23 protein-coding genes and 1 pseudogene are annotated in these 21,917 nt (G+C 72.3%); 16 read left to right on the top strand and 8 right to left on the bottom strand.

Translation table 11 applies throughout. The features are described from left to right. Positions 1-35 precede the first annotated feature (35 nt). Complete coding sequence (locus BIU98_RS13640) at positions 36-1,658, top strand: serine/threonine-protein kinase (RefSeq protein WP_083393250.1); 1,623 nt, start codon at positions 36-38, stop codon at positions 1,656-1,658. A gap of 3 nt (positions 1,659-1,661) precedes the next feature. Here BIU98_RS13640 and BIU98_RS13635 read toward each other — a convergent pair whose 3' ends face one another. Beyond that, positions 1,662-2,522 carry an NAD(P)H-binding protein gene (locus BIU98_RS13635; protein ID WP_071276949.1) on the bottom strand — a complete coding sequence of 287 codons (861 nt, stop codon included), beginning with the start codon at positions 2,520-2,522 and terminating at the stop codon, positions 1,662-1,664. A gap of 86 nt (positions 2,523-2,608) precedes the next feature. Between BIU98_RS13635 and BIU98_RS13630 the strand changes: the two genes are divergently transcribed. The 4 genes from BIU98_RS13630 to BIU98_RS19880 are packed head-to-tail and all read left to right on the top strand — an operon-like array spanning position 2,609 to position 7,170. Then, positions 2,609-3,310, top strand: coding sequence for a TetR/AcrR family transcriptional regulator (locus BIU98_RS13630; RefSeq protein ID WP_071276947.1), 702 nt, complete (start codon positions 2,609-2,611; stop codon positions 3,308-3,310). Between the two features lie 40 nt (positions 3,311-3,350). Next, a complete protein-coding gene (locus BIU98_RS13625; protein ID WP_254787904.1) occupies positions 3,351-6,521 on the top strand; it encodes a GH92 family glycosyl hydrolase in 3,171 nt (1,056 codons plus the stop codon). 34 nt (positions 6,522-6,555) lie between these two features. Next, positions 6,556-6,876: a hypothetical protein gene (locus BIU98_RS19010; RefSeq protein WP_071276945.1), complete on the top strand. Its 321-nt coding sequence runs from the start codon at positions 6,556-6,558 to the stop codon at positions 6,874-6,876. A 33-nt stretch (positions 6,877-6,909) separates the two neighbouring features. Beyond that, positions 6,910-7,170, top strand: coding sequence for a hypothetical protein (locus BIU98_RS19880; protein ID WP_071276943.1), 261 nt, complete (start codon positions 6,910-6,912; stop codon positions 7,168-7,170). 213 nt (positions 7,171-7,383) lie between these two features. Here the strand turns inward: BIU98_RS19880 and BIU98_RS20075 are convergent. Together BIU98_RS20075 and BIU98_RS13610 are read right to left on the bottom strand one after the other, a co-directional pair. Beyond that, positions 7,384-7,443: pseudogene (locus tag BIU98_RS20075) on the bottom strand (hypothetical protein); the annotation flags it as partial. Positions 7,444-7,616: 173 nt separating this feature from the next. Then, the gene (locus BIU98_RS13610; RefSeq protein WP_071276942.1) at positions 7,617-8,087 is read right to left on the bottom strand and encodes a MarR family winged helix-turn-helix transcriptional regulator; all 471 of its coding nucleotides are present in this window, start codon (positions 8,085-8,087) and stop codon (positions 7,617-7,619) included. Positions 8,088-8,290: 203 nt separating this feature from the next. Here BIU98_RS13610 and BIU98_RS13605 point away from each other — a divergent pair, with 203 nt between their 5' ends. The 5 genes from BIU98_RS13605 (at position 8,291) to BIU98_RS13585 (ending at position 11,720) form a co-directional block, all read left to right on the top strand. Further along, a complete protein-coding gene (locus tag BIU98_RS13605; protein WP_071276940.1) occupies positions 8,291-8,944 on the top strand; it encodes a hypothetical protein in 654 nt (217 codons plus the stop codon). Positions 8,945-9,047: 103 nt separating this feature from the next. Then, a complete protein-coding gene (locus BIU98_RS19875) occupies positions 9,048-9,932 on the top strand; it encodes a S26 family signal peptidase (RefSeq protein ID WP_071276938.1) in 885 nt (294 codons plus the stop codon). Continuing rightward, positions 9,929-10,789 carry a LamG domain-containing protein gene (locus BIU98_RS13595; RefSeq protein WP_071276936.1) on the top strand — a complete coding sequence of 287 codons (861 nt, stop codon included), beginning with the start codon at positions 9,929-9,931 and terminating at the stop codon, positions 10,787-10,789. The genes BIU98_RS19875 and BIU98_RS13595 overlap by 4 nt, the downstream gene beginning before the upstream one ends. A gap of 47 nt (positions 10,790-10,836) precedes the next feature. Then, complete coding sequence (locus BIU98_RS13590; RefSeq protein ID WP_071276934.1) at positions 10,837-11,145, top strand: type II toxin-antitoxin system Phd/YefM family antitoxin; 309 nt, start codon at positions 10,837-10,839, stop codon at positions 11,143-11,145. After that, positions 11,142-11,720, top strand: a complete 579-nt coding sequence (locus tag BIU98_RS13585; RefSeq protein ID WP_139200734.1) for a type II toxin-antitoxin system RelE/ParE family toxin — start codon at positions 11,142-11,144, stop codon at positions 11,718-11,720. The genes BIU98_RS13590 and BIU98_RS13585 overlap by 4 nt, the downstream gene beginning before the upstream one ends. 103 nt (positions 11,721-11,823) lie before the next feature. On the opposite strand, the gene BIU98_RS13580 is transcribed toward BIU98_RS13585, so the two are convergent. Further along, positions 11,824-12,762, bottom strand: coding sequence for an aldo/keto reductase family oxidoreductase (locus BIU98_RS13580; RefSeq protein ID WP_139200733.1), 939 nt, complete (start codon positions 12,760-12,762; stop codon positions 11,824-11,826). Positions 12,763-12,826: 64 nt separating this feature from the next. Beyond that, positions 12,827-13,507 (bottom strand): hypothetical protein, encoded by a 681-nt coding sequence (locus BIU98_RS13575; RefSeq protein WP_071276930.1) that lies wholly within the window; start codon positions 13,505-13,507, stop codon positions 12,827-12,829. A gap of 41 nt (positions 13,508-13,548) precedes the next feature. Here BIU98_RS13575 and BIU98_RS13570 point away from each other — a divergent pair, with 41 nt between their 5' ends. Next, a complete protein-coding gene (locus tag BIU98_RS13570) occupies positions 13,549-14,367 on the top strand; it encodes a putative RNA methyltransferase (protein ID WP_071276928.1) in 819 nt (272 codons plus the stop codon). 14 nt (positions 14,368-14,381) lie between these two features. Here BIU98_RS13570 and BIU98_RS13565 read toward each other — a convergent pair whose 3' ends face one another. Then, positions 14,382-15,275: a hypothetical protein gene (locus tag BIU98_RS13565; protein ID WP_139200732.1), complete on the bottom strand. Its 894-nt coding sequence runs from the start codon at positions 15,273-15,275 to the stop codon at positions 14,382-14,384. A 44-nt stretch (positions 15,276-15,319) separates the two neighbouring features. After that, positions 15,320-15,763 carry a VOC family protein gene (locus BIU98_RS13560; protein ID WP_071277129.1) on the bottom strand — a complete coding sequence of 148 codons (444 nt, stop codon included), beginning with the start codon at positions 15,761-15,763 and terminating at the stop codon, positions 15,320-15,322. 62 nt (positions 15,764-15,825) lie between these two features. Here BIU98_RS13560 and BIU98_RS13555 point away from each other — a divergent pair, with 62 nt between their 5' ends. Beyond that, on the top strand, positions 15,826-16,797 hold the full coding sequence (locus BIU98_RS13555) for a YafY family protein (RefSeq protein ID WP_071276925.1): 972 nt from the start codon (positions 15,826-15,828) through the stop codon (positions 16,795-16,797). Here BIU98_RS13555 and BIU98_RS13550 read toward each other — a convergent pair. Further along, positions 16,784-17,122: a hypothetical protein gene (locus BIU98_RS13550; protein ID WP_071276923.1), complete on the bottom strand. Its 339-nt coding sequence runs from the start codon at positions 17,120-17,122 to the stop codon at positions 16,784-16,786. The two genes, BIU98_RS13555 and BIU98_RS13550, sit on opposite strands and share 14 nt — an antisense overlap. Positions 17,123-17,381: 259 nt before the next feature. On the opposite strand from BIU98_RS13550, the gene BIU98_RS13545 reads away from it, so the two are divergent. The 4 genes from BIU98_RS13545 to kdpC are packed head-to-tail and all read left to right on the top strand — an operon-like array spanning position 17,382 to position 21,905. Next, positions 17,382-17,471 carry a potassium-transporting ATPase subunit F gene (locus tag BIU98_RS13545; RefSeq protein WP_071276921.1) on the top strand — a complete coding sequence of 30 codons (90 nt, stop codon included), beginning with the start codon at positions 17,382-17,384 and terminating at the stop codon, positions 17,469-17,471. Then, the gene (gene kdpA / locus BIU98_RS13540; protein WP_071276919.1) at positions 17,471-19,159 is read left to right on the top strand and encodes a potassium-transporting ATPase subunit KdpA; all 1,689 of its coding nucleotides are present in this window, start codon (positions 17,471-17,473) and stop codon (positions 19,157-19,159) included. The genes BIU98_RS13545 and kdpA overlap by 1 nt, the downstream gene beginning before the upstream one ends. Further along, on the top strand, positions 19,156-21,297 hold the full coding sequence (gene kdpB, locus BIU98_RS13535; protein ID WP_071276917.1) for a potassium-transporting ATPase subunit KdpB: 2,142 nt from the start codon (positions 19,156-19,158) through the stop codon (positions 21,295-21,297). Before kdpA ends, kdpB begins: the two co-directional genes overlap by 4 nt. Positions 21,298-21,302: 5 nt before the next feature. Further along, positions 21,303-21,905, top strand: coding sequence for a potassium-transporting ATPase subunit KdpC (gene kdpC / locus BIU98_RS13530; protein WP_071276915.1), 603 nt, complete (start codon positions 21,303-21,305; stop codon positions 21,903-21,905). Positions 21,906-21,917 lie beyond the last annotated feature (12 nt).

The raw sequence follows: 21,917 nt of genomic DNA, 5'->3' as shown, positions 1-21,917 counted from the left end.
CGTCGTGGTCAGGTGCTGCCGGTAGGTTGCCGGGCATGGCAGAACGGGTCTTCGGCGGCAGGTACCGAGTCACAGGCACCCTCGGGCACGGGGGGATGGCGTCGGTGTACCGCGCGGTCGACGAGCAACTCGGGCGCGAGGTCGCGGTCAAGGTCTTCCGGATGGGGTCCGTCGACCACGGGGAGCGTGCCCGTGCCGAGGCGGAGATCCAGGTGCTCGCGGGCCTGCGCAGCCCGTCCCTCGTGACGCTCTACGACGCCGCCCTCGACGACGCCGACGGCGACTCCTACCTCGTGATGGAGCTCGTCCCGGGCAGCGACCTCGCCACCCGACTCGGCGAGGGGCCCCTCGACCGCCCGACGACCGCGCGCGTCGGAGCCCAGATCGCGGACGGCCTCGCCGCCGTGCACGCACAGGGAATCGTCCACCGCGACGTCAAGCCCGCGAACGTGCTGCTCGAGTCGGACGGCTCCCACGTGAAGCTCGCCGACTTCGGCATCGCGCTGCTCCGTGACGCCGCCCGGGTCACCGGCACCGGCGCGGTGATGGGCACCGCCGCCTACCTCGCACCGGAGCAGGTCACCGCGCAGGCCATCAGCGGGAAGTCCGACGTCTACGCACTCGGCCTGGTGCTGCTCGAGGCCCTCACCGGAACCCGACCGTTCCCCGGCAGCGCGATCGAGTCCGCCACCGCGCGGCTGACGCGTTCGCCGGAGATCGACCCGCACCTGCCCACGGCCTGGCGCACGCTGCTGCACGTCATGACGGCGACCGACCCCGCGGAACGCCCGACCGCCGCAGAGGCGGCGGACCGGCTCCGCGCCCTCGGCCGCGCCGACGTCCAGCCCGCCACACAGCTCCTGCCGGGAGGCCCCGGTACCGTCACCGCGGCGGCCGCGGCCGCCGGGGTGGCCGGCACCACGGCCGCGATGGACTCCCCGACGCAGGCCTGGGACGACCAGGCCACCCGCGCGATGCCCGTCAGCGGGAACGGGGGCGCGGACGACGCGACCCGCCTGCTGCCCGCGGGACGAGCCTCCGACCAGGACGACCTGGCGACCACCGTCCTCGGTGCCCAGCGCGGCGGCGGTGGTGGCACCGGTGGTGGCGCGCCCGCGGCGCCGGTCCGGCCGGCTCCCCGACCGGAGGAACCGGAGCGGAAGAGCCGTCGCGGACTGGTGATCACGCTCGTGGTCCTCGGCGTGCTGGTGCTCGCCGGCGTCATCGGAGTCCTGGCGTTCGCGAACGGCGGCGGCACGCCCGCCCCGAGCGAGTCGTCGTCGACCGCTCCCGAGGAACCGGAGCAGCCCTCGGAGGAGCCCTCCCAGCCGGCCGAGCAGCCGTCGCAACCGGTCGAGCAGCCGTCCGAACCGGTCGCCCCGCAGCCGTCCGAGCCCGAGGAGCAGCCCTCGGAGCCGGCCGAGCCGTCCCAGCCCGCCGAGCCGACGTCGGGTCCGGAGCCGAGCGTCCAGCCGACCGTCCCCGCGCCGGTGCAGACGCAGGCGGGCGACGCCGGTGCCGCTGACACCTCCGCCGACACGAAGGCCGACACGAAGGCGGACACGAAGGCGGACACGAAGGCCGAGAAGAAGGCCGACAGGACTGCCGACACCGGGCCCGGCAACTCGGAGAACGCACCGGGGCACGACGAGGGCTGACGCTCAGCGGGCGAGTGCGGCCTCGATCGCCGCGCGGACGGGCAGCGGCTCCCGACCGAGCAGCTCGCCGAGCAGCGGGTCCACCTGGTCGAACTCGCCGGCCCTGGCGCCCTGGAACATGCCGAGCATCAGGTGTGCGGCGGGCTCCGGCGTCCCGTGGGCGACCTGCTGGGCGAGCCACTCCTCGTCGTCGACGACGGTGCGGCGCACGGTCGTGCCGCTGACCTCGGACAGGACCCGGGCGACGTCGTCGAACGTGACGGCCTCGGACGCCGTGAGGGCAGGCGTGGGGCCGTCGATCGTCGGGCCCTGCGCGAGCAGGACGGCGTCGCCGGCGGCCAGGTCCTCGCGGGCGGTCCACGAGATCGGGCCGTCCTCGGGCAGGAGCAGCTCGCCGCGCTCCACGGCCCCGGCGACGAGCCAGCCGACGGTGTGGGCGTAGAAGCCGTTCCGCAGCGAGGTCCACGGGGTCCCGAGCTCGGCGAGTGCGGCCTCGGTCGCGGCGTGGTCGACGGCGAACGGCACGGGGGAGCCCGCCCGGGTGTTCTGGTGCGCCGTGTAGAACACCCGCGACGCGCCGGCGTCCCGCGCTGCCCGAGCCGCCGCCGCGTGCAGGGCGACACCGTCGGGCCCGAGCGTCGAGCCGGACACGACGAGCACGCGGTCGGCGCCCTCGAACGCGTGGGCCATCGAGTCCGGGTCGGCGAAGTCGCCCTGACGGACCCGCACGCCGAGTCCGGCGAGGTCCTGCGCCTTCGCGGTGTCCCGGACGCTCACCCCGACCTCGGTCGGCGGCAGGTGGCGCAGGAGTTCGTGGACGGTTGCGGAGCCCAGGGCTCCGGTGGCGCCGGTGACGATGATCATGGTTACGTCCTTCGTGTTAGCAGTGGAAACGTCAGGACAGTAGCATCGCTAAACCAGCGGTAACAAGAGCGCGTTATCGTTGGTCCATGAGCATCGTCACGACCGAACGCGACACCGTCCGGGCGCGCATCGTCGACGTCGCGTCCGAGCTGCTTGCCTCGGGCGGGCCCCACGCCGTCACGACCCGGGCCGTCGCCGCTGCGGCCGGCGTGCAGGCACCGACGATCTACCGGCAGTTCGGCGACAAGGACGGCCTGCTCGAGGCGGTCGCCGACCACGTCTTCTCCGCCTACGTCGCCGGCAAGACGGTGCCGGACGACGTCGACCCGGTCGAGCACCTCCGCGACTCGTTCGACGCCCACGTCACGTTCGGCCTGGCGAACCCCGGCCTGATCGCCCTGCTCTCGGACCCCCTGCGCCCGCGCTCCGAGGCCGAGGACCGCGGCATCGCCGTCCTGCGCGAGCGGATCCACCGCGTGGCCCTCGCCGGGCGGCTCCGTGTGCCCGAGGCCCGCGCGGTGTCGCTCGTGCACGCGATCGGCGTCGGCCTGGTGCTGGCGCTGCTCGGCACCCCGGCTGACGAGCGCGACCCGGCGCTGACGGACGCCGCCTGGGACGCGCTGGCGTCAGCGATCCTGACGGACGACACCGAGGCTGGACCCACCGCTGCCGCGGACACGCGTGCTGCGGCTGTCCGGCTCGCCGCCGACGACCGTGCCCTCGCCGTGCTGTCCCCGGCGGAGCGCGGCCTGATGCGCGACTGGCTCGCCCGCATCGCCGCCGACTGAGCGGGTTTCGTCCATCCACTGGAGCAAATAGGGTGGGGTCGTGCGAGAACTGCAACGGAGCGGTGGCCCGACGACGGCCGTCGCAGCCAGGGACCATGTCGGCTTCACGTCGCTCGAGGGACTCCTCGTCGAGCGCCCAGCGGGATCGGACACGGTCGACGCGGTCGTCCCGGGGTTCGCCGGGCGGACGATCCGGGCCGGGGACCGCCTGTCCTGGGTCTGGTTCCCCGAGCGCACCCTGCCCGACGGCCAGGACGAGCCCACCGAGGCCGACCTCGCCCACTTCTGGGACGCGACCGCGTTCACCCTCGACGTCGTCTTCACCGACGGCTCCCGGCTGTCCGACGACGCCCGTGACCAGTACGGCGACGCCCTGACCCCGGCAGCGCAGGACGCCGCCCGCAAGCAGTGGGTGGACCAGTGGAACCGGCGCGAGGTCGACCTGGCGTCCGTCACGGGGCGCGTCGTCGACCGCCTGGAGGCCCGGCTCGGCTCCGCCACGCCCGCCGCGGACGACGGCGGGGCACCGGACAGCGGCGTGCCGTCGCCGGCCCTCCGTGGCTGGCTCGACGACGTCCGGATCGAGGCACCTCGCCGCCCCGTCCCCACCCGCCCGCTCGACCACGTCCGCACCACCCGCGGCACGCAGGCGTCGTCCCGGTTCTCCCGCGGCAACAACGCCCCGCTCGTCGGGCTGCCGCACGGCGGAGTCTTCGGGCTGCCGATGACCGACGCCGCCAGCAACCGGTGGCCGTACGCGTACCAGGAGCACAACCGGGCGAGCGACAACCGCCCCGCGATCCAGGCCTTCGCCACGAGCCACATCCCGTCGCCGTGGATGGGGGACCGCGGTGTCTTCCAGGTGATGCCCTCCCCGCTGGCCCGGCCCGAGGTCGACCGCACCGCGCGGGCCCTGGCCTTCGACCACGACGACGAGCTCGACGGCCCGCACCGCTACCGGGTGGCGCTCGAGCACGGCGTCACCGCGGAGATGACCCCGGGGGAGTTCGCCCTCGGCTTCCGCTTCACCGGCGTGCGGAGCATCGTGTTCGACCACCACGGCCGGCTGCTCGACTGCACCGTCCGGGTCGAGGCCGACGGCACCGGGGTCGTCGACGCGCACCTCGACGACCGCCCCGGCACGCCGCCGCACTTCGTGCACGTGCGGGTCCCCGGCGTGACGGAGGACCACACCGCGGTCACGGACGGCGTGCTGGCGGGGTGGTTCACCGTCGCCGGGGACACCGACGTGCTGCTCGGCATCTCGACCGTCTCGCCCGAGGACGCCCGCGCGAACCTCGACGCCGCCGGGTCGTTCGACGCCATGCGCGCCCGGGCCGAGGCCGCCTGGGAGGCCGAACTCGCGACGCTCGAGGTCGACGGCGCGACCGACGACCAGCTGACCTCGCTCTACTCGGGTCTGTACCGGCTGTTCCTCTACCCGAACCGCGCCGGGGAGACCGCGCTCACGGGCAGCCCGCGCCACCGCTCCCCGTACGGCGCCGTGCTCGCGGAGCCGATCCGCGACGAGCCCGGCCCCGAGGTCGTCGACTCCGCGATGACGACCACGAACGGGTTCTGGGACACCTACCGCACGGCCTGGCCGCTCCTCGGGCTGCTCACGCCGGACACCGCGGCCGACCTCGCCCAGGGGTTCGTCGAGCACTTCCACGACGGCGGCTGGACCCCGCGCTGGAGTGCCCCCGGCGCCGAGGACTGCATGACCGGCACCACGAGCGACACCGTCTTCGGCGACCTCGTCGCGAAGGGCGTCGACGGCTTCGACGTCGAGCAGGCCTACCGGAGCGCGGTGAAGAACGCGACCGTCCCGCCACGGGACGAGCGTGTGGGACGCAAGGGGAGCCTCCCGGGCGCCTTCCGCGGCCACGTCGACACCGACACCGGCGAGGGGATGTCCTGGACCCTGGACGCCGCGATCAACGACTGGAGCATCGCGGTGCTTGCCACCGCGCTGGCGGACCGCACCACCGACCCCGTCGGCGAGCAGCGGTACCGCGCCGAGGCCGAGTGGTTCGCCCGGCGGTCCCTGCAGTACCGGAACGTGTTCGACCGCCGCCGCGGGTTCTTCATCGGCCGCCGGCCCGACGGCGAGTGGCGCGAGGGCGAGGGCCACGACCCCGACCAGTGGGGCGGCGACTACACCGAGACGAACGCCTGGGGCACGATGTTCACCGTCCCCCACGACGGCGCCGGGATCGTCGACCTGCACGGCGGCACGGAGCGCTTCGACGCCGCCGTCGACCGGTTCTTCGCGACCCAGGAGACCGGCGCGACCGACCGCTCCGGGCACTACGGCTTCACCATCCACGAGATGACCGAGGCCCGCGACGTCCGCATGGGCATGCTCGGGCTGTCGAACCAGCCGGCGCACCACATCCCGTTCTTCCCGATGTTCACCGGCCGCCACGACGATGCCCACCGCGTGGTCCGCGAGGCCGTCGACCGGCTGTTCGTCGGCTCGGACCTCGGCCAGGGGTACCCCGGCGACGAGGACAACGGCGAGATGAGCGCCTGGTACGTCTTCGCGACGGTCGGGCTGTACCCGCTGGCACCGGCGAGCGGGTCCTACGTGATCGTGCCGCCGTCGGTCCGGCGCGCGGTGCTGCGACCGGTCGGAGGCTCGCCCACCGTCATCGAGACCGCCGGCGTCGGTCGGTTCGTCGCCTCGGTGACCGTGGACGGGGAACCCTGGACGTCCGTGAGCATCCCGCACGCGGTGGTGGTCGGGGCGTCGCGGATCGTCGTGTCGCTGTCGTCGTCGCCGACCGGGTGGGCGTCGGACACGCGGCCCGTCTCGGCGTCCGAGGTGCACGGGTACCGGGACACCCCGGTCGACGTGCTGCCCGTCGGGGCCTCGCCGCTGACGGACGACACCGGGCGGACCGTGACGGCGCTCGCTGCGGGGGACGTCGTCGAGGTGCCGGTGTCCGTCGGGTCTGCGTCGCTCTACACGGTGACGGTCGCTGCGGCGGGGACGTACTCGTGGGAGGTCGCGCTCGGGGGTGCGGGTGCTGGTGTGGACGCCAGCTCGGGTTCGGGTGCCGTCGTCGTGACGGATGCCGTGTTCGACTGGGCCGGGCAGACGCGGGTGTTCCGTCTCCGTGGTGGCGGGTCGGTGTTCCGGTTCACGGCGACGACGGACGTCGAACTCACGCAGCTCGAGCTCATCGCGTCGGACGGACAGCGTTGACCCGCCGTTCACCCGGGCGGAGCATGCTCGCCCCATGTCGATGAGCGCACCGTTCGATCCGGAACAGCAGGGCAGTGACGTCCCCGTGGACGGCTCGGACGCCTCCGAGCTCGAGGTCGAGGAGGGGCGGAGTGCTGACGGCTCGGACTCGGGTTCGGACTCGGACTCGGACTCGGGTTCGGTCTCCGGCGGGGTCTCGTCCACGTCGGACGAAGCGGACGCATCGCCCGAGCGACTACAGGACGAGGACGAGGCCGGCGGCGGCCCCGTGTTCCGCCGCCCGCAGCCCGGCGACCGGCTGCACGCGGGCGACCTGTCCGAGGAGCTGTCGGAGGACAGCGAGCTCGACTCCTAGGCTCCGCTCATCGGCGGCGGGCATGCTCGTCGCATGTCGATGAGCAGTGCGTTCGACCCCTCGAAGGGTCGCGCCATCCCCGAGGACCAGGTGACCGAGAACGGTCTCGAGCTCGACGAGGACCCGGCACACGGGCTCGACATCGAGGTCGAGGTGGTCAGCCGTGCGGCGGCCGACCCCGCTGCGCCGGCGCTGTTCCTCGCGCCGACGGGGTCCCCGTCGCCCGCGTCCGTCCCGTCGTCCGGCGCGTCCCCGGCGACGTCGCCCGTGCGGGCGGAGGCCGACGAGTCGTAGCCGTCCGGCGAGCTCCACCCCGGCCGTGAGATCGCACTTCGTGTCGGGTCCCCGACCGGGGTGCCGACAGCTCCGCTGGTTGGTCACAATGCGTCGGTAAGAGCATCCGGTACCGACGATCCGTGGCCGCTCGGCGGTGCGCTGACGGGGAGTCGTGACCGGTCGGGCGGGGTCCGCGGAACTGAGGGCGGCTTGCGATCCGCGGCGGTCGTTCGGGTTGCGCTGCCGTTCGACGAACCCGGCGGCCGAGAGCCGGTCGACCGCGTTCGCCACCGCGCTCCGGGAGCGGATGGTCGTCCACGAGCAACGCCGCTGACAGCGCTGATCCCCGGGCCCCGCTGTACCGCAGGATCTCCCAGGGATCACTTCCGCTCCCACCTCGATGGGAGCGACATCAGCATTCTGACACGTCGGCGACGGCGTCACAACGATCCTGACGTCACCGGTCAGGCGGGGTCGGGGTCCTTCGCTGCGGAGATGGCGGCCGCCTGCTGCAGCAGGCCATTCGCGATGTCGCTCAGGGCGTGGAGCAGGTCCTCGGCGCCGGCGGTGTCGACCGTCCGGAGCACGTCGGCGTAGCGCTGCCGGACCTCGGCGACCAGGGCGGTGCCCGCGGGACTGAGCACGAGGTGCGATCCCCGGCGGTCGTTCGGGTTGCGCTGCCGTTCGACGAACCCGGCGGCCGAGAGCCGGTCGACCATGTTCGTCACCGCGCCCGAGGTCAGACCGAGGTACCCGGCGACCTCGGTCGGGGTCGAGTACCCGGTGTCGCTGATCAGGGTGAGGGCGCGGAGGGCACTCTCGTGGATGCCGGCGCGGGCGCTCACCTGCGTGACGACGCTCGCGTTCGCCCGCACGACCGAGTCGAACGCAGCGATGAGCTCACTGCCGTCGCCGTCCAGCCGTCCGGGCTCCATGTCGGTCTCCCCCTCGATGTCTCGACGCCGGACACTACACGGCAGTGTGCAAGAAGCGGTGATCCACTGGGGCCTCCCTCACGGGTGCCCCCTGCTCTGGGGTCGAGCGCGGGCTGGCATGTGTATGAACGCTTGACTATCTTAATGATTAAGCAATCGCGCCCTGCGGTGGCCACCACAACTCCCGAACATCGAGGTACCCCGTGTCGAACCCGCTCCGCGTCTCCCCGCTGAAGCGCCTCCGCTTTGCGCCCGTCGCGCTGACGGCGGGCATCTTCGCAGCCGTCCTGCTCTCCCTCTCCCTCACCGGCACCCTGTCCGGGTTCGCGGCGAGCATCACCAACTCCAACAACACCGCCGGAGCCGGCACCCTGATCATGCAGGAGCAGAACGCCGGTGCGACCGTCACCTGCCTCAGCACTGACGGCGGCTCGGTCTCCACGAACTCCGCGACGTGCGCCACGATCAACAAGTTCGGCGGCAGCACCACGATGACCCCGGGCAACACGGTCAACACGGCGATCTCGATCAAGAACACCGGCACCGCCGCCGCGAGCACCTTCACGCTGACCCCGGGCGCGGCCTGCACGCAGACCACCCCCACCTCGGCCACCGGCTCCGCGACCGACCTGTGCGCGAAGATGAACATCGTCATCACCTCCGGTGCGACCACGGTGTTCTCCGGCACGCTGGCCTCCTTCAAGGGCGCCGCTGCCACCGCCTTCACGATGCCCGCCGCCCCGGCCGCCGGAGCCTCCACGCCCTTCAACTTCGCGGTCACGCTGGACTCCGGCGCCGGCAACAGCTACCAGGGTCTCGCCGCCTCCGTGCCGATGACCTGGACCTTCACCGCCTGATCCACCCCCACCTGACGACGTCCCGCTCGCCATCCGCGACCGGGACGTCGTCGGCCCACGTCCACCACCACCGCACCCGGCACGACCAGAGAGGCAGCAGCGCATGAGCCAGACCACGGCCATCCCGCTGAGCGGCACGCTCAGCCGCCCGCTGCTCACCGGTCACGCCGCGACGCGGACCGAGTCGGTGACGGCCTGGACCGTCGCGGTCGTCGCCGGGCTCCTGCTCGCGGCGGCGGCGGTCTTCCTCGGCAGCGGTGGTCGCTGGTTCGTCGTCGAGACGCCCTCGATGGGTGAGGCGGCCCCGGTCGGCACCCTCGTCCTCGACCTCCCGGTCACGGTCTCCTCGCTCGCGGTCGGTGACGTCGTCTCGTTCGAGACCAGCGCGAACCCTGGTGTCACCTACACGCACCGCATCATCGCGATCGACCACGACGGCGGCGTCCACACCCGCGGAGACGCCAACGGCGCCACCGACCCGTGGACGCTCACGCAGGAGAACATCGTCGGCGCACCGATCGCCCTGGTGCCCCACCTCGGATGGCTGTTCCGCGCGGCCCCGCTCCTGATGATCGGGACCCTGCTCATCTGGGTCCTCACCAGCCCCTTCACCGACAGGGTCACGCGGTCGTCCCTCCGTATCGCCGGCTCGGCCCTGACCGTGTCCTACGCCGCGTTCGTCCTCAAGCCGTTCGTGAACATCACCACGATCTCGAACACGTCCTCGCCGCACAGCGTCGAGGCGACGATCATCTCCTCGGGCATGTTCCCGGTCCGGGTCGACGCACACGGCGGCAACACCGTGCACCTCGTCGACGGCGAGGTCGGCCGGGTGACGATCCACGAGCTGACGAAGAGCGGCCATTACCAGCTGGCGTCGAGCATCGACCTCGACCCCATGGGCTGGGTGTTCCTCATCGTGCTGTGCCTCATCCCGCTGGTCTGCTGCCTGATGGTCGGCCGCGTCGAGACGGTGCGTGCCGAGTGAACCTGCACCGCCTGCGCGACGGCAAGGTCGTCGCCCTCCTGCTCGTCCTGGCTCTTGCGGTCGTCGTCCTGCTCAACCAGTTCGCCCCCACCCGCTCCGGCTTCAGTGCCCAGATCACGAACAGCACCAACTCCGCCGGCACCGCTGCGCCGAACACCTGCACGGGCCAGGTCGGGTTCGACGCCACCACCGCGAAGGCGCTCTTCGCGTACAAGTTCACCGAGACCACGGGCTCCACGACCGCCGCCGACTTCTCCGGCAAGGCCGCCAACGGCACCTACCAGGGCCCGATGACCGCCAGCACGCCGAGCCCGATCGCGTGCCCGCGTGACCCCGGCTCCTCGTGGCTCCTCAACGGGTCGTCGAACTTCGTGTCGACGCCGGCGATCCAGCAGAACCCGACGACCTTCAGCGAGGAGGTCTGGTTCCGCACCACCGTCGCCGGCGGGCTCCTGATCGGCTTCGGCGGCAGCCAGGTGGCCGTCTCGGGGCAGCACGACCGGCAGACCTACCTCAACACCAGCGGTCAGCTCGTGTTCGGCACGTACAACAACGGCACGCAGGTCGTCACGTCACCGAAGGCGTACAACGACGGCAGCTGGCACCACGTGGTGTCGACGATGTCCGCCGCGACCGGCATGCGGCTCTACGTCGACGGGTCGCTCGTCGCCTCGAACGCGAACTACACGGCGCCGGAGAACTACAGCGGCTACTGGCGCATCGGGTACGACACGATCTCCGGCTGGCCCGGCGCTCCGTCCAACTACTACTTCACCGGCTCGATGCGCTTCGCCGCGGTGTACGGCTCGGTCCTGACCACGGCCCAGGTGTCGAGCCACTACGGCGCCGGCCGCTGACCGTCCCCGTCGTTGCTGCTACACAGATTCCTGTGTAGATTCGGGCCATGGTCACGATGAGCATCACCGAAGCCTCGCGCGCCGGGGTGTCCGCGCTGGTCAGTTCGGCGGCTGCGGGCGATGACGTCGCGCTGTCCCGGCACGGCAGGGTCGTCGCGCAGGTCGTCGACGCGACCGAGCTCGCGGAGCTCCGGCGGGATCGCGAGACCCTGCGCGACGCGGCGCTCGTCATGGCCCGCTTCGCCACCGACGACGGCAGCCGGACCGACCTCGACGACGTCATCGACGCCGTCGGCCTCTCCCGGGCCGAGCTGGAGCGTGAGCTCGACGCGGAACAGCCGGACACCGCCCGGTGACGGCCGAGCACCCGAGCGGTCACAGCGGACGCCGTCCATGTCGCGTCCGGTTGACCGCGGACGCGGTGTCCGACCTCGAACGGCTCCGTCGACGCGACCCGGAGATCCTCCGCACGGTCGTGAAGAAGACGCTCCTGCTCGAGCGGTCCCCGGAGGCGGGCGAACCGTTGCTCGGGGCGCTCGTCGGGTTCCGGAAGCTCGTCGCTGGGAACCGTGACTGGAGGATCGTCTGGCGCGTGACCGAGGACACCGCTCACGAGCCCGTCCTCGACATCGCGGAGGTCTGGGCTGCCGGGTCCCGGACCGACGGTGCCGTGTACGAGGAACTCCGTCACCGGGTCGCCCAGGCACGTGGGAGCGACAGCGTCCACGTCCGGGCGCTCGCGGCCGTCGTCGCCGAGATGGCGCACCTCGACGTCGAGGCCACGTCGGAACCCGAGCGGCACCCGGCCCTTCCGGACTGGCTGGCGCGCGGGCTCTCCGAGGTGCTGCACCTGACCGAGGCCGAGATCGCGGAGATCCCGGTCGAGGAGGCCCAGCGCCGGCTCGCCGAGCACTGGTCGCAGCCCCGCTGACACCCGGCCAGCCATGCCGGGGAGGCTCGTGACCTGGTGGGTCTCCACGAGCCTCCCGGCCTGGTCCGCCGCGCCGTGCGCGGCGTCCCGCGCCCGGAGCGACTCAGGGAACGGTGTGCCCCGCGGCGGTGAGCACGCGGTACCACTCCTCGCGGCTCAGCTCGATGTCCGACCCGGCGGCCGAGTCGCGCACGCGCTGCGGGTTCGTCGTGCCGAGGACGACCTGGAAGTGCGCGGGGTGGCGGGTGATCCACGCGACGGCGATCCCGGTCGGGGTGGCGCCGTGGGCGGTGGCCAGTTCCTCGAGCACGTCGTTCAGCTCCGCGTACTGCTCGCGGTCGCCGAGGAAGACGCCGTCGAAGAAGCCCTTCTGGAACGGCGACCAGGCCTGCAGCGTCACGTCGTTCAGGCGCGAGTAGTTGAGGATGTCGTTGTCGCGGTCGACGGCCTGGTCGAGCCCGCCCATGTTCGCGACGAGGCCCTGCGTGATGACGTTCGCGTGCGTGATGCTCAGCTGCACCTGGTTGAAGGCGAGCGGCTGCTGCACGGACTTCTTCAGCAGCTCGACCTGCCCGGGGGTGTGGTTCGAGACGCCGAAGTGGTGCACCTTGCCGGCGGCGTGCAGCTCGTCGAAGGCCTTCGCGACCTCCTCCGGCTCCACGAGGGCGTCGGGGCGGTGCAGCAGCAGGACGTCGATGTAGTCGGTGCGCAGGGCGGTGAGCGACTCCTCGACCGAGGACATGATGTGCTCGTAGGAGAAGTCGAAGTACGCGCCGTTGCTCGTCGGCCGGATGCCGACCTTGGTCTGCAGCACGATCTCGGCGCGCTCGGCCGCGGACAGCGTGACCGCGGAGCCGAAGCGCTCCTCGCAGCCGTGCCAGCCGCCGTAGACGGCCGCGTGGTCGAACATCGACACGCCCGCGTCGCGCGAGGCCGCGTACAACGCGCGGATCTCCTCGTCGCTCATGTCGTTGATCCGCATCAGGCCGACGACGACGTCGGATGCGGTGAGGTCCGTCTGTGGCAACTCCAGTGTCTTCACGGCACCGATCCTGCCATCCGAGGCGGCCTGCAGAGAGGCCCTGCCGGTACCCGCCCCGTGGGCGTCAGGGGCGGAGGACTGCCACGACGGTGGGCTCGGAACCAGCCCAGGTCGCCGTGAGCGTGGCACCGTCCGGCGTGTCCGGCGTGTCCGGCGCGTCTGTGGCCCCCGGCGCGTCCGACACGGTCGCGGTCGTTGCCTCCGCCCCGACCACACGCAGCACCACGAGGTCGCCGTGTCCCATCGACACCGTGCTGGTCGTCCCCGCGGTCACGACGTCCACGGCCGCGACGGTGGGGGAGTCCGCGTCGGACCCACTGCCCACGGCGGCCCCCTCCTTCGTTGGTGCCGCACCGCCCTCGCCCGGCGCTGCCTCCAGGTCGGCCTCGTGCCCACCGGTCGCGATCGCGCGCCGCAGGACGTCCGCGTAGACCGGGTCGCCCACCGCGTCGTAGACCCACCGACGCCCGAGCACCGAGTGGTCCATCTCCGTCACCAGGAAGGCCTCCGCCCCTGGCAGCGGCACACCCCGGTAGGTGAGCGGCACGTGCAGCACCGGGCCGTCCCCGACGCGCACCAGGTAGGTCTCCACGCCCACTTCGCCGTCGGGGTCGTCGAAGCGGAAGCGCCCGAGCGCGACGATCGCGCCGGGGTCCTCGACCCCGCTCCACGGCTGCGACGGCAGCCACGCGGCGATCGCGTCGGTCTTCGACGGGCGGAGTTCCGCGTTGTGGATGACGGCCATGCCCCGACCGTACCGGCGCCGAGCGCCCGTACGCTGGTCCGGTGCGCGACGACCTGCTCCCCGTGCTCGCCTGCCCCGTCTGCCGCGAGCCCCTCGCCCGCACCGGCAGCGGCCAGGCCGGCTGCGCGAACGGGCACCGGTTCGACGAGGCCAAGCAGGGCCACCTCACGCTCCTGCCCGCCAAGCGTCGCGCGCTCACCGCGGACACCCCCGAGATGGTCGACGCCCGCATCCGGTTCCTCGGACGCGGCCACTACGCCCCCGTCGAGCGGGCGCTCGCCACGGTCGTCGGTGCGGCTCCTGCTCCTGGCGTGGTCCTCGACGTCGGGGCCGGCCCCGGCACGTACCTCGCGCATGCACTCGACGCCTCCGGGGCGGCCGGGAGGCTCGGGGTCGCGTTGGACTTGTCTGCAGTCGCCGTGCGCCGCGCGGCTCGTGTCCACGCCAGGGCCGGTGCGGTGGTCGGGGACGTGACGGAGCGCCTGCCCGTGGTCGACGCGGCCGCCGCGGTCGTCCTCGACGTCTTCGCGCCGCGGAACCAGCGCGAGTACGCGCGGGTGCTGCACGCGGACGGCGTCCTGGTCGTCGTGACGCCGCGGTCAGGGCACCTCGCGGAGCTCGCCGAGGCCACGATCAACGTCGACCCCGAGAAGGAACGCCGGCTGCACGACTCCCTGACGCCGTCGTTCGTCCAGCACTCGTCCGAGGACCTCACCTGGACGATGGACCTCTCCGCCGGGGACGTCCACGACGTCGTGCACATGGGCCCGAGTCACCACCACGTCGCTCCCGACGCGGTCTTCGCCCCGACGACGGTGACGGCTGCGGTCACCGTCTCGACCTGGACGCCCACGGCCTGAGCCGCACGCGGTGCTCAGGCGGCGGACGCCGATCCCGGTCGCTGGCGTGGGAACCGACCAACGCGCGCCTCGTACAGCCGACGGGCGACGAACCCGAGGGTGATGCCCGCCATGCCGGCCGTCAGCGTCGCCGGCATCCCGTGGACACCCGCGGAGCCCCAGGCGTTGAACAGGATGCCCCACTGCGCGGCGGCGAACGGTGCGCCACCAACCGCATACCGACTCTGCACCATGCCGCTCCACCACCCCGTGGGCACCGACCAGAGCAGGGTCAGCGCGACCACCACGAGCCACGCTGGCAGCACGTCGGGCGTCGGGACGACGAGCAGCAGAGCGGGGACGACGAGCAGGCCGGCGCCGGCCGCACCCGAGAACGCGAGGGTCGTCCGTTCCGACCGGCTGATCGGTGCCGGGCGCCGAGGACGACTCCGGTCGACGAGCTGTGGCACCTCGGGCGGTCGACGTCGTCCGACCAGCAGCCACCGGAGCTGGATGCCGACCATCCACCCCGCGACCATGCTCACGATGCCCGCGGACACAGCGCCAGGGGCAGCTGGTCCGACCGTCAGCGCTGCGACGAAGAAGCTCGCGACGATGACCGGGACCCCGATGAGCGGCGCGACCGCCGCCACCACCAGGGCGCCCCAGACGACGCCGGCCGCGGCACCCGGCAACGCGACCGGGAGCCCGGCTGCCCCGAGGTCGCCCGGGTCGGCCACGCTGCCGTAGAACAGGCCGTACGCGACGGCGAGCAGTGCGACGAACCACCCCAGCGGCGGGACGGCCCGTCCGCGCCAGTCCATCTGCCGTCGGAGGTTCCGCCGCAGCGCCCGCCGCTTCCGCAGCTTCCGCGCCCGGGCCTTCCGCGCTCGATCGCGGTCCTGCCCCGTCGTTCCTGGTGCCCCCATGCCGTCCAGCATGCCCGAGCGACGGACGACGAGGTCCGCCGGTGTCAGCTGTCGGTCGCCGGAGCGCCGGATGCGGCGGCGGGTGCGACGTCCAGCGCCCAGATCACCCCGAAGCGGTCACGGAGCTGCCCGGCGAGCGGCGACCACGCCGAGGGTCCGAACGGCTGCCGGATCTCGGCGCCGTCGGACAGTCCGTCCCACGCGGCGGTGATCTCCTCCGGGTCGGTGCCGCTCAGGTACACGTAGGACGCGTTCGTGCCCTGGTCGTACGGCTGTCCAGGCCACACGTCGAAGGCCATCACGCGGATCCCCGACGTGGTCTGCACCTGGCCCCACACGATGCGGTCGGCCCAGGCGGGCTCGTCGGAGGCGCCCATCGCCCCGTAGGTCATGGCGGCGACCTCGGAGCCGAACGCCCTGGCGTAGAAGTCGAGTGCCTCACGGGCGTTGCCGTCGAAGTTGAGGTGAGGAGTCGTGATGATCGTCATGCGCATCACTGTGCCGCTCGAAGCGGTCAGATCATGTCCGCTTCTCCAGGGATACTCGATCCATGTCCGGACCGTCCTCGCGCATGCTCGCACTGCTCTCCCTGCTGCAGGTGCGCCGGGACTGGCCAGGAGACGTCCTCGCCAAGCGCCTCGACGTCAGCCCGAGGACGGTGCGCCGTGACGTCGACCGGCTGCGCGAGCTCGGGTACCGGGTCGAGGCGCTCAAGGGTCCGGCCGGTGGCTACCGACTGTCCGCCGGGTCGGAGCTCCCGCCGCTGCTCTTCGACGACGAGCAGGCCGTGGCGATCGCCCTCGCCCTCGCCGTCGCTCCCGCTTCCGGTGCGGACATCGCGGAGTCCGCCGTGCGGGCGCTCGCCGCGGTCCGCCAGGTGATGCCCTCGCGCCTCCGGCACCGCATCGACGCGGTCGAGGTCGTCAGCACCCCGGGTGCGACGACCGTCGACCCCGAGGTCCTGGTCGCCGTCAGCGACGCGGTCCGCACACACCAGGTCCTGCGGTTCGACTACGGCTCCGACGACCAGCACGACCGACCACCCCGGCGTGTGCAGCCGTACGCGGTCGTGGCGCGGAACGGCCGCTGGTACCTCCTCGCCTGGGACCCCGACGCCGGCGACTGGCGCACCTACCGCATCGACCGCGTGCGACCGAGGACGCCGACCGGGCTGCACTTCACGCCCAGGCCGATCCCTGGTGGTGACCCCGCTGCCTTCGTCGCCGCACGCTTCAAGGGCTCGGACGTCATCGACGCCTGGCCCTGCACGGGCACCGTCGTGCTCCACGTCCCCGCGCGTCAGGTGGCCCCGTACCTCGAGCCCGACGCCGTCCTCGAGGACCTCGGCCGCGACCGCTGCCGCATCACGCTGGGCTCGTGGTCGTGGACCGCCCTCGCGGCGAAGGTCGCCGGCTTCGACGCCCCGTTCGACGTCCTCGGCCCGCCGGAGCTCAGCGACGCGACCCGCACGCTCGCCGACCGCCTGCGCACGGCATCGGGACCGGTGGTCAGGCTGCCGTGAACGAGCCGCCGAACCACATCGCGAGCGGAGCCAGCACGATGACCAGGACCCCCGCGATGGTCAGGACGGCCGCCCGGCGCTCCCGAGTCCGAGCCCACCCGACCGCTGCCACCACGGTCCCCGCGACAGCGACCGTCCACGGCACCACGGAGATCGGCGCCACCCAGTACCAGAGCAGGAGCTGCCGTTCCTCACCGACCAGCCAGAGCGGCCCGAACACGACCCCCCAGAGCACGGCGAGCACGACGACCGCGAGCAGGAGCAACGCCAGCGAGACGGCAGCCGCGGTGTGGCCGGGTCGGGCGGGCGGCGGGACGAGCACCATGCTCCCGAGCGTAGGCCGCCGCCGGGCGTTAGCGGAGCGCATGCGTCGCACGGCGGGGCGTCAGGGAACCGTTAGGACGGCTCGGTGGCACCACCACCGGGGACAGCATCGTCAACGCACCCCAACCGGTGCGGCCCACGGCATCTGCTGTGGGCATCGATGACCTCCAGGAGTCCCACGTGTTCGACGTCTTCGTCGTCGCCGGTGTCCTCGCCGTGTTCGGCGTCGTGACACTGATCGCCAAGGGGGTGGAGCGACTGTGATCGCCATCACCGTCGTCGCTGCCGTCCTCGGCATCGCCGCTGTCGTGTACCTCGTCTGGGCGCTCGTGCGCCCCGAGCAGTTCTGATGGGCGGCTCCGCGCAGACCTGGGCCGGCATCGCCCAGGTCGCGGTCCTCGTGCTGCTGCTCGTGGTGTCCTACCGGCCGCTCGGCGACTGGATCGCCCGCGTGTTCGAGTCCAAGCACCACGGCCGGGTCGAACGGGTCGTGTACCGGCTCATCGGCGTCGAGCCCGACGCCGAGCAGTCCTGGCCCGCGTACCTCCGCGGCGTGCTGCTCATCAGCGTCGTCGGCGTGCTGCTCGTCTACTTCCTGCAGCGCATCCAGGTCGTGCTGCCGGGTGACCTCGGGCTGCCGGCCGTCGGCCCGTCGCTCGCGTTCAACACGGCGGCGTCGTTCGTCTCCAACACGAACTGGCAGTCCTACTCGCCCGAGGTCACCCTCGGGTTCTCCGTGCAGATGGCCGGTCTCGCCGTGCAGAACTTCCTGTCGGCAGCGGTGGGCCTCGCGGTCGCCGTGGCCCTGGTGCGCGGCTTCGCCCGGCGCAACACCGGCACGCTCGGCAACGTGTGGGTCGACGTCGTGCGCGGCACCGGTCGGCTGCTCCTGCCGCTGTCCTTCGTGTTCGCACTCGTCCTCGTCGCAGGCGGTGTCATCCAGTCCTGGGGCGCCGGCACCGACGTCACGACGCTGACCGGCGGCACCCAGCACATCCCGGACGGCTTCGTCGCCTCGCAGGAGGCCATCAAGCTCCTCGGGACGAACGGCGGCGGCTACTTCAACGCGAACTCGGCGCACCCGTTCGAGAACCCGCAGGCGTGGACGAACCTCCTCGAGGTCTTCCTCATGCTCGTCATCCCGTTCTCCCTGCCGCGGGCCTTCGGCCGGATGGTCGGGGACAACCGCCAGGGCTACGCGATCCTCGCCGTGATGGGCGCGATCTTCCTCGTGTCCCTGTCGGCGATGTCGATCGCCGAACTCGCCGGCGGTGGCACGGCCACCCACGCAGCCGGTGCCGCGATGGAGGGCAAGGAGGTCCGCTTCGGCATCCTCGGCTCCACGCTGTTCGGCACGACGTCGACCGCGACCTCGACCGGGGCCGTGAACGCGATGTTCGACAGCTTCACCCCGCTCGGCGGGATGATGGCGATGCTGAACATGATGCTCGGCGAGGTCACCCCCGGCGGTGTCGGCTCCGGCCTGTACGGCATGCTCGTCCTCGCCGTGATCACGGTCTTCATCGGCGGCCTGCTCGTCGGCCGCACGCCGGAGTACCTCGGCAAGAAGATCCGCGCCAAGGAGATGACCTTCGCCGCGCTCTACATCCTGGTCACCCCGACCGTGGTGCTGCTCGGCACGGCGCTCTCGCTCGTCATCCCCGGCGTCCGCGAGCAGGTCCTCGGCACGTCGGTCTTCAACCCGGGCAACCACGGCCTGTCCGAGCTGCTCTACGCCTTCACCAGCGCCGGGAACAACAACGGCTCGGCCTTCGGCGGCCTGACCGCGAACACGACGTGGATGAACTCCGCGCTCGGCGTCGCGATGCTGCTCGGTCGCTTCGTCCCGATGGTCTTCGTCCTGGCGCTCGCCGGGTCCCTGGCCAAGCAGGACAAGGTCCCCGCCACGGTCGGGACCCTGCCCACCCACCGGCCGCTCTTCATCGGCCTGCTCGGTGGCGTCGCCGTCATCGTCACCGCACTCACGTACTTCCCGGTGCTCGCACTGGGACCCCTCGCAGAAGGACTGGTCCGATGACCATCGCACCCTCCGAACCGGAGGTGACCACGGCCTCCCGGCCGGCCACCCGCTCGTCCGCATTCGGGCCCCGTCAACTGGTGGCGGGCCTCCCGGGCGCCTTCCGCAAGCTCGACCCGCGCCTGATGTGGAAGAACCCCGTCATGTTCATCGTGGAGGTGGGCGCGGCCCTGACGACGGTCATCGCCGTCGTCGAGCCCTTCACCCGGTCTGGAGGCTCGGCGGACTCCGCCGCGCCGGTCCCGTCCTCCTTCACCATCGCGATCGCCGTCTGGCTCTGGCTGACCGTCGTGTTCGCCAACCTGGCGGAGTCCGTCGCTGAGGGCCGGGGCAAGGCCCAGGCCGACACCCTGCGGAAGACGCGCTCCACCACGAGCGCCCGACGCGTGGTCGACTACTCCGCTGCCGACCCGGCAGCCGTCGTGAACGCCACGGAGGACGTGGCGTCCGTCGACCTGGCCAAGGGCGACGTCGTCGTGGTGGTCGCCGGCGAGGTGGTCCCGGGTGACGGTGACGTGATCGACGGCATCGCCTCGGTCGACGAGTCCGCCGTCACGGGGGAGTCCGCACCGGTGATCCGCGAGTCCGGTGGCGACCGCAGCGCCGTCACGGGCGGGACCCGGGTGCTCTCGGACCGCGTCGTGGTGCGCATCACGTCGACACCGGGCGAGACCTTCATCGACCGGATGATCCGGCTCGTGGAGGGCGCTGCCCGGCAGAAGACGCCGAACGAGATCGCGCTGAACATCCTGCTCGCCTCGCTGTCGATCGTCTTCGTCATCGTCTGCCTGACGATGCAGCCCATCGCCGGCATGGTCGGCGCGACGGTCAGCATCACGGTGCTCATCGCCCTGCTCGTCTGCCTCATCCCGACCACCATCGGGGCGCTGCTCTCCGCGATCGGCATCGCCGGCATGGACCGGCTCGTGCAGCACAACGTGCTCGCGATGTCGGGCCGTGCGGTCGAGGCGGCCGGAGACATCACCACGCTGCTCCTCGACAAGACCGGCACGATCACGTACGGCAACCGCCGGGCCTCCCGCGTGGTGCCCGTGCCCGGTGTGACCGAGCCTGAGCTGATGGCGGCAGCCGCGCTGTCGAGCGCTGCGGACGGCACGCCAGAGGGCCGGTCCATCGTGGACCTGGCGAGCGCTGCCGGCATCACCACGCCCCTGCCCGAGGGCGGGGTCGAGGTGCCGTTCACCGCGCAGACGCGCATGTCCGGCGTCGACCTGCCCGACGGCTCCTCGGTGCGCAAGGGTGCCGCGGCAGCAGTGCTGGCGTGGGCTGACACCTCCGATGCCGGTATCGTCGCGGCCGTCGACGCCACGGTCGCGGAGATCTCCGACCAGGGCGGCACCCCGCTCGTGGTCGGTCGGCGCTCGGCGTCGGGCGCGGTCACGCTGCTCGGTGTCGTGCACCTCAAGGACGTCGTGAAGGACGGCCTGGCGGAGCGCTTCGGCGAGCTGCGGTCGATGGGCATCCGCACGGTGATGATCACCGGCGACAACCCCCGCACCGCGAAGGCCATCGCCGCCGAGGCCGGGGTCGACGACTACCTCGCCGAGGCCACCCCGGAGGACAAGCTCGCGCTCATCCGCCGGGAGCAGGAGGGCGGCAACCTCGTCGCGATGACGGGCGACGGCACGAACGACGCCCCGGCCCTGGCGCAGGCGGACGTCGGCGTGGCGATGAACACCGGGACGACCGCGGCGAAGGAGGCCGGCAACATGGTCGACCTCGACTCGGACCCGACCAAGCTCATCGACGTCGTCCGGATCGGCAAGCAGCTGCTCATCACCCGCGGGGCGCTCACCACGTTCTCGATCGCCAACGACGTCGCGAAGTACTTCGCGATCATCCCGGCGATGTTCCAGGCCGTGTTCCCGGGGCTGGCGGCGCTCAACGTCATGGGCCTGCACAGCCCGGCGTCGGCGATCCTGTCGGCGATCATCTTCAACGCGCTCGTCATCGTCGCACTCATCCCGCTGTCCCTGCGTGGCGTCAAGTACCGCGCAGCCTCGGCGTCGTCGATCCTCGGCCGCAACCTGCTCGTCTACGGGCTCGGCGGCGTCATCGTCCCCTTCATCGGCATCAAGCTGATCGACCTCGTCGTCGGTCTCATCCCGGGGTTCTGAAAACCATGGCATCACCACGTAGTTCCGTCCGTTCGCTCGGTGTGGCCGTCCGCCTCACCGTCCTCGCCACCGTCGTGCTCGGCGTCGCCTACCCGCTCGCGGTGTTCGGCGTCGGGCAGGTCGCCTTCCACGACCAGGCCAACGGCTCGATGGTCACCGACGCGTCGGGGAAGGTCGTCGGCTCCTCGCTCATCGGGCAGGCGGTCAGCGGCAAGCAGGCCGACCGCTGGTTCCAGGCCCGTCCGTCGGTCGCGGGGGAGGACGGCTACGACGCCGGCGCCTCGTCCGGCTCGAACCTCGGGCCGAGCAACCCCGACCTGACCAAGGCCATCGACGAGCGTCGGGCCGCGATCGCCGAGGCGGACGGGGTCCCCGCCGCCGAGGTGCCCGCGGACGCCGTCACGGCGTCGGGCTCCGGCCTCGACCCGGACGTCAGCCCCGAGTACGCCCGTGAGCAGGTCGCCCGGGTGGCGGAGGCCCGGGGCCTGTCCGAGGCGCGGGTCCGTGCCCTGGTCGTCGCGCACACCGAGGCCCGCCAGCTCGGCGTCCTCGGGGCCCCCGCGGTCAACGTCCTGACGCTCAACCTGGCCCTGGCGAAGCTGTCCTGACCCGCCGGAGTC

Origin of the sequence: Curtobacterium sp. MMLR14_010 (assembly GCF_001865015.1) — a bacterium.
In the GTDB taxonomy this organism is placed as follows: domain Bacteria; phylum Actinomycetota; class Actinomycetes; order Actinomycetales; family Microbacteriaceae; genus Curtobacterium.
This window is presented reverse-complemented; position numbering and strand designations above follow the sequence as displayed.